The sequence below is a fragment of the Methylophaga sp. genome, from assembly GCF_030651745.1.
Window position 1 is genome coordinate 16389 of record NZ_JAUSCC010000081.1, and the last position, 11139, is coordinate 27527.

Annotated in this window: 9 protein-coding genes; 2 read left to right on the forward strand and 7 right to left on the reverse strand. The window is 47.4% G+C overall.

What is annotated here, in order from left to right; all coding sequences use genetic code 11:
- Positions 1-48: 48 nt before the first annotated feature.
- Positions 49-1515 carry a glycogen synthase GlgA gene (gene glgA, locus Q7V21_RS09930; RefSeq protein WP_304917149.1) on the forward strand — a complete coding sequence of 489 codons (1467 nt, stop codon included), beginning with the start codon at positions 49-51 and terminating at the stop codon, positions 1513-1515.
- Complete coding sequence (gene ppc, locus Q7V21_RS09935) at positions 1512-4355, forward strand: phosphoenolpyruvate carboxylase (protein ID WP_304917150.1); 2844 nt, start codon at positions 1512-1514, stop codon at positions 4353-4355. Before glgA ends, ppc begins: the two co-directional genes overlap by 4 nt.
- Here the strand turns inward: ppc and Q7V21_RS09940 are convergent.
- From Q7V21_RS09940 to trxA, 7 genes are all read right to left on the reverse strand, one after another.
- Positions 4352-5572, reverse strand: a complete 1221-nt coding sequence (locus Q7V21_RS09940) for a DEAD/DEAH box helicase (protein ID WP_304917151.1) — start codon at positions 5570-5572, stop codon at positions 4352-4354. The genes ppc and Q7V21_RS09940 overlap by 4 nt on opposite strands.
- 107 nt (positions 5573-5679) lie before the next feature.
- Complete coding sequence (locus Q7V21_RS09945) at positions 5680-6552, reverse strand: EamA family transporter (protein ID WP_304917152.1); 873 nt, start codon at positions 6550-6552, stop codon at positions 5680-5682.
- Positions 6552-7085, reverse strand: a complete 534-nt coding sequence (locus Q7V21_RS09950; protein ID WP_304917153.1) for a DUF411 domain-containing protein — start codon at positions 7083-7085, stop codon at positions 6552-6554. The genes Q7V21_RS09945 and Q7V21_RS09950 overlap by 1 nt, the downstream gene beginning before the upstream one ends.
- Positions 7072-7323, reverse strand: coding sequence for a hypothetical protein (locus tag Q7V21_RS09955; RefSeq protein ID WP_304917154.1), 252 nt, complete (start codon positions 7321-7323; stop codon positions 7072-7074). Before Q7V21_RS09955 ends, Q7V21_RS09950 begins: the two co-directional genes overlap by 14 nt.
- 2 nt (positions 7324-7325) lie before the next feature.
- Positions 7326-8423: a TRAP transporter substrate-binding protein gene (locus tag Q7V21_RS09960; RefSeq protein WP_304917155.1), complete on the reverse strand. Its 1098-nt coding sequence runs from the start codon at positions 8421-8423 to the stop codon at positions 7326-7328.
- 15 nt (positions 8424-8438) lie between these two features.
- A complete protein-coding gene (gene uvrD, locus Q7V21_RS09965) occupies positions 8439-10601 on the reverse strand; it encodes a DNA helicase II (protein WP_304917156.1) in 2163 nt (720 codons plus the stop codon).
- Positions 10602-10730: 129 nt separating this feature from the next.
- Positions 10731-11057: a thioredoxin TrxA gene (gene trxA / locus Q7V21_RS09970; RefSeq protein WP_014708059.1), complete on the reverse strand. Its 327-nt coding sequence runs from the start codon at positions 11055-11057 to the stop codon at positions 10731-10733.
- Positions 11058-11139: the final 82 nt, after the last annotated feature.

An 11139-nucleotide genomic window follows, 5' to 3' on the forward strand; every position in this document is an offset into this window, starting at 1 on the left:
CCGTTGAGCGTATATAATTGAGCAATTGTACAATTATGGGAGTGCCTCGTGCGAAAAATTCTGTTTGCCAGCAGTGAAGTTCATCCGCTGATGAAGACCGGTGGTCTCGCTGATGTGTCGGCCAGCCTGCCATTAGCGCTTTCACAGATGCAGCAGGATATTCGAATTATCATGCCAGCCTATCGCGCTACTTTGAATCAGTTAGGTGATTGTCCGCTGCTATCAACGGTACAACTGGAAGGCTATCAACACCCCATCAACATCTTGCAAACAACTTTACCCGACAGTGATGTAATTGTCTGGTTGGTGGATTCAGCGGACCATTTTGACCGCGATGGCGGGCCTTATTGCGATTCTGATGGAGAGGATTGGGCTGATAATGCAGCTCGTTTCGCTTTATTCTGCCGGGCGGCTGTTGCAGTAGCGTTGGATCAGGCCGGATTGAACTGGCAGCCTGAAGTAGTGCACTGTAACGATTGGCAGACCGGACTGATACCGGCCTTATTAAGTCTGCAAAGTCATCGCATGGCCACCGTATTTACTATCCACAATATGGCTTATCAAGGTTTGTTTTCCCGTCAGGTGTTTGAGACGCTCGATTTGCCTGAGCAGCTGTGGCAGGTAGAAGGTATCGAGTTTTACGGCATGATGTCGTTTATGAAAGGCGGCTTAATCTTTGCTGATCATATCACCAGTGTCAGCCCGACTTATGCGCAGGAAATCTGTCATTACGATTATGGCTATGGGTTGGAAGGCTTGCTGACATTGCGGGCGGAGCAGTCACGGCTCAGTGGTATCGTTAATGGTATTGATACTAATGAGTGGAATCCACAAACCGATAAATTCATCGATCATCAATTCAGTGTTAAAACACTACGCCCGAAAACTCTTAATAAAAAAGCGTTGCAAAAGCACTTTTTCCTCCCTGAATCCGCTGAAACATTGTTGTTTGGCATGATAAGTCGCTTGGTGTCGCAAAAAGGTGTCGATCTCACAATTGATGCCATTGATCGTTTGTTGAGCGAAGGTAAAAATATTCAACTGGTTTGTCTGGGCAGTGGCGAAGCGGCATTGGAGCAGGATCTGCGTGTTTTGCGAGCCAGATTTCCGGATAGAGTCGGGATTCAATTTGGCTACGATGAAGCACTTGCCCATAAAATTGAGGCGGGTGCTGATGCGTTTCTGATGCCATCACGATTTGAACCTTGTGGATTAAATCAGATGTATAGTTTGCGATATGGCACGTTACCAGTGGTACGAAATACCGGTGGTCTGGCGGATACCGTGGTGGATGCCAGCGAAGACAATCGCAGGCAAATGCTGGCAACTGGCTTTAAATTTGAAGAGCCTACCGTAGAAGATTTGTACGATACCTTGTTGAAAGTAGATGAATTATTTTCACATCCCCGTTTGTGGCGACGGATGATGCTGACTGCAATGGTGCAGGATTTTGGTTGGATAAACAGCGCGCAAGCGTACCTGCAGTTGTATAAGCAATTAGTGGATAACTCATGACAACACGGCAAGTTGATTTCAGCAATGTCGCAGCTTTAGAGCTGCTGACCGATAAAGATTTACGGGCACATGTCCGCTTTCTGGCGAATTTGTTGGGCGAGGTGATTGCCGAACAATCCGGAGAGGAAGTCTATCAAGCAGTCGAACAGTTACGTAAAGGCTATATCCGGCTGCGCAAGGAAGACGACGCCGAATTGCGTCAATCGCTCAAAGCTAAAATTGAATCGCTGGATGAATTGACGTTACGTGAAGTCATTCGCGCTTTTAACCTGTATTTCAGCCTGGTTAATACTGCAGAAGAAGCCTATCACCATCATAATCGGCAAATTCAGCTGCGCAATGGAGGCAATCTCTGGCATGGATCATTTCTGGATACGCTAAGCCAATTTAAGAATGAAGGTGTGTCGCTGGAGCAATTGCAGGAGTTATTGGGAAAACTGGTTTATATGCCAGTGTTTACCGCTCATCCGACAGAGTCCAAACGCCGCACTGTGATGGAAATATTGCGTCGGGTGTTTTTGCTCGATGAAAAACTGACTGATGGTTTGTTAACCACATTTGATCAACAAAAGCTTCAGGACCAGTTAAAACGGCAGATCCAGTTGCTTTGGTCAACTGACGAGGTTAGAGCGGTTAAACCGTCAGTACGCGATGAAATCAAAAACGGCTTGTATTATTTCAATGTCAGTTTGTTTGATGCGGTGCCCAGAACCTACCGTAATCTGGAAAATGCACTGCGGCGGGTTTATGGCGATGAACTGGATCCGGAAACGCCGATTATCGTGCCAGATTATTTACGCTTTGGTTCGTGGATTGGCGGTGACCGTGATGGCAATCCTTTTGTCACCGCGCAAACCACAGAAATGGCCATCGCACTGCAGAAACGCACGGTAATTCGGCGTTATCTGGACGATGTCACCAAACTCAGTTTTATTCTTACTCAATCGCAACCGCTTTGTCAGGTCAGTGCAGTCTTGGCTGATGATATTGAGCAATGTGAACAACGCTATGCCGGAGCGTTTTCAACCAATCCGCAACGCTTTATCAACGAACCCTACCGGCGCAAGCTTTATATGATGCGCTACCGGCTGAAAGATAATCTGGCCGTACTGGAAGAATTCTTCCGCCCGGATCTGCAAATTGAAAGTCTCGGCGTGGCTTATCACAACGAAGATGAATTTCTCGCCGATTTACGTTTAATTCACCAGTCGTTAGTGGAAAATGGCGATATCGCGATTGCCGGCGCTGAGCTCACCGACTTGATCCGGCTGGTCAAAACCTTTGGTTTTTATCTGTATAACCTGGATATTCGCCAGGAGTCCTCAAAGCATACCGATGCCGTGGGCGAGATATTGGCGCTTACCGGTCTCAATCGTCATTATTTGCAAATGGATGAAGCCGAGCGGCAGGCTTTGTTGAGTGATTTATTGGCGGCACCACGCTTACCGGAAATTTATGGTGATTTGCAGCCGGATTCTCTGGAAATACTCAATGTCTTCAGACTGATTGCCCGCCTGCGGGTAGAGGTCAGCGAAAAAGCTTTTGGCAATTATGTGATTTCCATGACCCATCAGGCCAGTCATATTCTGGAAGTGATGTTGCTGGCCAGATTTGCGGATTTGATTGGTCAGGACGAAAACGGCTGGTTCTGTCATATACGGGTTTCGCCATTATTCGAAACCATTGAGGATTTGGAGCATATCGAACCGGTGATGTCTGCGTTACTGGAGAACAGCCAGTATCGCACTTTATTAACCGCTTCAGGCAATATGCAGGAAGTGATGCTCGGTTATTCTGACTCCTGTAAAGATGGTGGCATTCTGGCTTCGGCATGGAATTTATACCAGGCACAGAAAACTGTTAGCCGACTCTCCGAACAATATGCCATTGGTTGTCGTATGTTTCACGGCAGGGGCGGCACCATTGGCCGTGGCGGCGGCCCGACCCATGATGCAATTCTGGCCCAGCCGGTTGATACCGTTCATGGCCAGATTAAGTTCACCGAGCAGGGTGAGGTGTTGTCATTTAAATATGGCAACACCGAAACTGCTTCTTATGAGCTTGGAATGGGGGTTTCTGCGTTGATCAAAGCGAGCAGGGGATTGGTGACTGACTCAGCACAGGAGAAACCCGAATACCTCGGCATCATGCAGCAACTTGCAGAAATGGGCGAAAAGCAATACCGCAAGCTTACTGAACAGACACCGGGTTTTCTGGATTACTTTTACGAAGCCTGTCCAATCAGCGAAATTGGCTTGATGAATATCGGTTCACGACCTTCTCATCGCAAAGCGGGCGATCGTTCTAAATCCTCTGTCAGAGCTATTGGTTGGGTGTTTGCCTGGGCGCAATCCAGACACACTTTGCCGGGTTGGTATGGCATCGGCAGTGCAATTGCCTTGTGGGTTGCCGAAGATCCCAGCCGCCGCGATATTCTGCAAAAAATGTATTTTGAATGGCCATTCTTCCGGGCGATGGTCAGCAACACCCAAATGTCACTGTCCAAGGCTGATATGGAGATCGCCGCGGAATATGCTGATTTGTGTATAGATAAACCGCAGGCAGCAGAAGTGTTACAGGTGATTCGTCAGGAGTATCAGCAAACGGTTAATCAGTTATTACAACTGACTGGGGCGGATAAGTTGATGGCAGAAAACCCATTGCTAGCCCTTTCTTTGCGCCGACGCCAGGCCTATCTTGACCCGTTAAATCACATTCAGCTGCTGTTGTTAAAGCGTTACCGCTTTGGTGGTTATACCGAAACAGAAACGGCCAAATGGCGGGATCCGCTGTTACGCAGTATCAGTGCTATTTCTCAGGGAATGCGCAATACCGGTTAACTATCTTCAGTTGGCCGGTCTTTTTTCGGAATATAACGCGGTTTTTCATCTTTAGTTTTGGAGCGCGCCTTATTGGCTTTGGCCTTGGGCGCTAACCCTTTTAATTTGCGGATCGGTAAACCATGGCCCAGATGATATTCAATCCGCTCCAGATTTTTCAGATCATGTGGTTCAACCAGATTGATTGCTGTGCCATGTTTATCTGCACGGCCGGTGCGGCCAATTCGATGAATATAGTTATCACCGCGAAACGGCAGGTCATAGTTAATCACGTGCGTAATATCAGCAACATCCAGGCCGCGAGCAGCGACATCGGTGGCTACCGTAACTTTGATTTGGCCAGCACGGAATTTACGGATCCGCTCTCGACGTACCGATTGATCAAAGTCACCGTGCAATAACTGAGCGGAGATATTCTGCGATTGCAGCCAGTCGCAGACTTCTTCGGCGCGGATTTTTTTATTGCAGAACACTAAAGCGCGTTGGCATGCTGGTGCGTTAATAAATGCCAGAAGCAATGCCTGTTTATGTTCACGATTATCGGCCAGATACACCTGCTGGGTGACATTTTCGGCTAATTGATTGGCCGCATTAATATGGATTTCCTGCGGATTGTTGAGCAGTTCTTCGGCAAAAATGCGTACACCACTACCAGCTAAAGTAGCTGAGAACAATCCGGCCTGGAATTTGGATTTAATCGCGGCTAAAGCCATCAATACATCTGGTCCCTGACCCATATCCAGCATACGATCGGCTTCGTCAATAATGACCAGCTCGACCGCTGATAAATCGACTGATTCATCATTGACCAAACTTAGTAACCGGCCCGGTGTGGCAATAATAATGTCGCATTGAGCACTGGCATGTTGTACCTGTGCCCATGGGGATGCGCCGCCGGTTAGCATCGCTATGGTCGGTTTGAAGGCTTTACCCAACTGGTGAAACACATGCTGGATCTGAAAAGCCAGCTCGCGGGTAGGGGCGAGGATCAAAATACGCGCCTGATCATGTTTGTGCCGTTCATCATTGAGGCGTTGCAGGATAGGCAGGATAAATGCGGCGGTTTTTCCGGTACCGGTAGCAGCACAGGCCAACACATCCTGACCAGCTAACAATGCCGGAATGGCCAGTTGCTGGACTTCAGTCGGTTTTTCAAAACCGCTGTCGCGAACGGCAGCAATCAATTCATCATCAAGGAATAGATCGTCAAATGTCATGGTGTTTATCTTATCAGTCGAAAGCGCCTGAAGGATCACAACAGGCATAGAAGTGGCGGGCAATATACCACAATATTAAGACTAAGCCTGAACGAGGCAGTAGTCAGTTAAGTGGTTAACACCAGTAAACAGCCGGCAATCATCACCCCACAGGCAGCTAAGCGACGAACTAGATGTTTCTCATGAAAAATACGATAACCAAGAAACACCTGTAACACCATGCTGAGTTGAAATAATGCGAGTGAATATGCCACCAGTAATTGTGAAAACACCAACATAGTGGTGTATTGCATTAAAAAGATAAAACCGCCGAGCCAGATGAAATGACGGCGATATTGTTTGGCGGTTTGCCAATCTGTTTGCCAGCGTTTTCCACCAAACCGGTAATACAAGCCCACCGAGAGCGGTAAACCAAATAAACACCAATACAGAGTGGTTGCCAGGGCTCCACCACTGAGCACGGCATTTTTAAGCGGTAAAGTACCAATTGAAAATAACAATATGGATAAAAAACGGTATTGCACACCGCGCTGACCGAACAAATGCCACAGTCGATTTGAAGAGGCGGTGGCGGCCGGGGGAAATAATAAAAAGCTGCCTAGCAGGATAATCATCACGCCACTAAAGCCCTGCAGATTGGGTACTTCGCCCAGAAATATCACGGCGAGAACCATCGAAAAAACGACTTTATAAGCGTTAAGTGGGCCGAAAACGGAGAGGTCAGTTTTGGATAATGACAGCACCAGAAATAGCGTACCGGCCATATCCAGCAACGCTGCCAGCAAAATATTGATCCAGAAGCCGTCATTAATAACGCGATGATCAACTAATAAGAGTAACGGCAAGCTGATGAGCGCCAGCACCAGATAAGAAAGCATCACAATAAACAGTGAATGCAAACCTTTATGGGTGAATTGTTTCTGAAAAACGTTAGCTGCTGCCGAGGCAAAAACTCGCCCGAGGACGATCAATAACTCCATTACTCAGCAGGGTTTAACGGCAGATAGTTATTCTCAGCGTTGGTTTGATAAGCATTAAACAATTGGTACTGCGCATCACCATCGAAGCTGAACAGAATAAAATGATCTTTGCGTAAACCCATTTCCATCCCCGGGGTACCGACGGGCATCTGCGGGACGGACAAGCCTTTAATGTGAGCCGGTTTATCAATCAACAGTTGTTTTATGTCATCAGCCGGCACATGACCTTCAATCACATAATCATTCACCACAGCGGTATGGCAGGACGCCATATTGTTAGGCACGCCCAGTTTTTCTTTTATTTTCACCATGTCACTGGTGATTTGATCAATCACTTCAAACTGATGTTTTTCAAGATGTTCGATCCATTTATGGCAGCACTGGCAGTTAGCATCACGATATACGGTAATGGTTTGTGGTTGTTCCAGTTGCAGCCGCGCCTGATCCCATTCGCTGGCGAACAGCGTGGATGCCAAAGCCAGATTCAGCAGTAAAGCCAGGCCGAAATTTACAGTCTTATTAAGGGCACTCAATCATAATCTCCTGATCCTGACTGTTTTTCTCAACGTATTCCAATGCCCATAAAGTCGACTTGTTGTTATCAACATCGATCATCTGTGGCAATTCGATACAGTCGATACCTTGGTTTTGAAATTGCTCGATTTCGGCTTCAGTCAGTAGTTGCGGGTTGTGCCAGATAGCTGAGATATCCTCACTGACTTCTGCTTGAAACATTTCTAGCCCTTCACGGGTAAAGATAATAAGTACCATGATTATGGAATATCCAGATAAGCTTTTTCAGAAATAGTCGCCCAATCTTCATCCTGCTCACGGAAGTTTTTATACGCTTCGTGAACACGTTTAAATTTGGGGTTTTGAGCGGCTTCGTCAGCCAAAGTCTGCTCAGTAATTTGTTTCAGTGTATTCAGCACATCGGCTGGAAAAGGAACAATTTTGATATTGTCACGTTGGCGTAATTCAGCCAGCGCAACGACATTCTTTTGTTCCATTTCGGATGCCATAAGCAGATTTTCGGCTTTAGCTGCGTTTTCAATAATAGCTTGCAAATCGGGAGGCAATAAATCCCAGGCGCGTTTGTTAATACTCAGTTCCAGCACGGCGCCAGGTTCTTGCCAGCCTGGATAATAGTAGAACTTAGCAGCGCGATGCAGACCGAGGCGTTGATCATGATAGGGGGCAATCCACTCGGTGGCATCAATAGTATTGCGTTCAAGTGCGGTATAAACTTCGCTGCCGGCAAGCAGGATAGGGTTACCACCAGCCTTGGCAAATACTTTGCCGCCTAAACCGGGGATACGCATTTTCAGACCTTGCAAATCGGCCATCGAATTAATTTCTTTATTAAACCAGCCGCCCATTTGAATGCCGGTATTGCCTAATGGAAATGGCACGATATTGTAGGGTTCATAGACTTCACGCCATAAATCCAAACCACCACCATGATAAAGCCAGGCATTCATACCACGCGGGGTCATACCGAAGGGAACGGTAGAGAAGAACTGAGCTTCAGGGACTTTGCCTGCCCAGTAATACGCGCTGCCATGACCCATCTCAACAGTGCCTTGTGAAACGGCATCAAAGGTTTGCAAAGCCGGGATTAATTCACCACCGGCAAAAACCTTTACTTTGAGGCGTCCATTGGACATAGCTTCAAGGTTGGCAGCAAAACGTTCGGCACCTTCCTGTAACACCGGGAAACCGGGAGGCCAGGCAGTGACCATCTTCCAGCGATAGATTTTGCTGGTATCGATCTCTTCAGTGAATGGGCTGGCATCATCAGTCCCACATGCGGATAGTAATAAAAGGCTGAGCAATAGTGTTAAACGTCGTAAACATACGGATAAATGCATTATCGTTTTCCTGAATTACAAAGTTTCAAGATTGGCATAGGCCAGTACCAGCCATTTACTGCCGGCTTGTTTGAAATTCACATGAACCCTGGCGTGACTGCCATTGCCCTCGGTGTCAATAATGACGCCTGGACCGAATTTTTGATGCATAACCTGTTGTCCGGTTCTAAACCCCGTATCATCAGCCGATTGGCTGCTACTGGCAAGTGTGGTTAATCCAGCCGCCGCCATATTTCTTTGGGAGCGAACCTGATGCAGGCGCTCGACAGGGATCTCACTGAGAAAACGGGAAGGGCGAGGATGCATCTCCTGCCCATATAAATAGCGCGATTCGGTATACAACAAATATAGCGTGTTACGCGCCCGGGTCATGCCGACATAACAGAGACGGCGTTCTTCAGCGAGTCTGAGCGGATCGTCAGAGGATTTCTGACCCGGAAATAAGCCTTCTTCCATGCCCACCATAAACACAATCGGAAACTCCAGGCCTTTGGCTGAATGCAAGGTCATTAGCTGCACACAGTCCTGCCATTGATCTCCCTGATTTTCACCGGCTTCCAATGCAGCATGTGCAAGAAAGGCATCGAGTAACGGCATTTCTTCTTCATCGTCTGCACGCATAAATTCACGGGTAGCATTAATCAGCTCATCCATGTTTTCAATGCGACCTTGTCCTTTTTCGGTTTTGTCTTTAGCAAAATGAGCACGTAACCCACTTTCGTCGATAACCAACGCTGTCAATTCATGTAACGACATAGTGTCGTCTTCTGGTGTTAACGAATCAATCAAGGTCAGAAAAGCCGACAAAGCGTTGGCTGCTCGTGCAGGCAAGATTTTTTGCTGTAAATAATCCACCGCCGATTGCCACATTGATTGATTTGTTTCGCGGGCATATTGGCGCAGCTGGGTTAGTGTTGCTGCACCGATACCGCGGGTGGGGATGTTCACAATGCGTTCAAAGGCGGCATCGTCACGCCGGTTACTCACTAATCGCAGATAGGACAAAACGTCTTTGATTTCAGCGCGTTCAAAAAAGCGCAGCCCGCCATATACCCGATAAGGTACAGCCGATTGCATCAAGGCTTCTTCAATCACCCGTGACTGGGCATTAGAGCGGTATAACACCGCAACTTCACTGCGCTTGCCACCTTGATTCATCCAGTTACGGACTTCCTGAACCAGATAAGCGGCTTCATCACGTTCGTTATAGGCGTTATAGAGCTGTATCGGTTCACCATCAGCATCTTCAGTCCATAATTCTTTGCCGAGACGTTCACTGTTATTGGCGATAACCGCATTGGCAGCGGCGAGAATATTGCCGGTGGAACGATAATTCTGTTCCAACCTGACAGTGCTGGCATCCGGATAATCTTTATGAAATTTCTGGATGTTTTCAATTTTGGCGCCGCGCCAGCCGTAAATGGACTGATCATCATCGCCGACAATAAACAGATGTCCGGTCTGGCCGGCCAATACTCTTATCCATGCATATTGAATGGTGTTGGTATCCTGAAATTCATCCACCAGGATTTGTGAAAAACGTTGTTGATAGTGCGCGAGGATATCGGGGCGTTTCAGCCACAGTTCGTGACTGCGTAGCAGTAACTCGCCAAAATCCACCACACCGGCACGTTCACAGGCTTGTTCATACGCCAGATAGATGGCCAACATGTTTTGCGAGTAGGGATCTTCTCCAGCTTGCAGATGCGCTGCACGCAGACCTTCGTCTTTTTGTCCGTTGATATACCACTGGGCTTGCTTGGGTGGCCACTGCGCTTCATCTAATGACATGCCACGGATAATGCGTTTGATCATGCGTAACTGATCATCACTATCAAGAATTTGAAAACCTTGAGGTAAGCCGGCTTCTTGCCAGTGTGAACGCAGCAAACGATGTGCTAAACCGTGGAAAGTACCAACCCACATGCCGCCAATCGGATAACCGAGCATTTGTTCAATACGACCACGCATTTCAGCGGCGGCTTTATTGGTAAATGTCACAGCAAGAATATTGGCTGGAGATAAGCCCTCTGCCTGAATCAACCAGGCAATTCGATGTACCAGAACCCGTGTTTTGCCACTGCCGGCACCGGCCAGAATACGTGTATGCCCTAGCGGAGCAGCTACGGCTTCACGTTGTGGTTTATTCAGATCATCGAGTAATTCAGATACATCCATCAGTTTCGTAACAATTCGGAGTAGTTGCCCGGATCAGCATCAGCTGGCATTTACATGCATGGGTTGGAGTGAGGCATCTTATAGATACAACTATCCCCACTGACGTGGGGATAGGAATGCATCACGAATTTAGATATTGCTGTCGAGAAACGCAGCCAATTGTGATTTGGTCAAAGCGCCGACTTTTGTGGCTTCAACTTCACCGTCTTTAAACAGCATCAAAGTCGGGATTCCGCGAATGCCGTAACGTGGTGGCGTATCCGGATTTTCATCGATGTTCAATTTGCAGACTTTCAGTTTGCCTGCGTATTCCGCGCCAATCTCTTCCAGAACCGGTGCAATCATTTTGCAAGGACCGCACCATTCAGCCCAGTAATCGACCAGTACTGGCATATCAGACTGTAGAACCAGGCTGTCAAAGTCGCCATCGGTCACATTAGTGACGTTTTCGCTCATGTTTTATCTCCAGTGGTATCTAAAGTATTGGACCGCTATACTCGCAAGCCAACATTGAGTAACATTTTTTCTTATCAGTAAA

Bases quoted from the DNA above. Each gene is read 5' to 3' on its own strand.
- Q7V21_RS09945 (WP_304917152.1), bottom strand. From the start codon at position 6,552: ATGGAGTTATTGATCGTCCTCGGGCGAGTTTTTGCCTCGGCAGCAGCT.
- Q7V21_RS09955 (WP_304917154.1), bottom strand. From the start codon at position 7,323: ATGGTACTTATTATCTTTACCCGTGAAGGGCTAGAAATGTTTCAAGCA.
- uvrD (WP_304917156.1), bottom strand. From the start codon at position 10,601: ATGGATGTATCTGAATTACTCGATGATCTGAATAAACCACAACGTGAA.
- Q7V21_RS09940 (WP_304917151.1), bottom strand. From the start codon at position 5,572: ATGACATTTGACGATCTATTCCTTGATGATGAATTGATTGCTGCCGTT.
- trxA (WP_014708059.1), bottom strand. From the start codon at position 11,057: ATGAGCGAAAACGTCACTAATGTGACCGATGGCGACTTTGACAGCCTG.
- ppc (WP_304917150.1), top strand. From the start codon at position 1,512: ATGACAACACGGCAAGTTGATTTCAGCAATGTCGCAGCTTTAGAGCTG.
- Q7V21_RS09960 (WP_304917155.1), bottom strand. From the start codon at position 8,423: ATGCATTTATCCGTATGTTTACGACGTTTAACACTATTGCTCAGCCTT.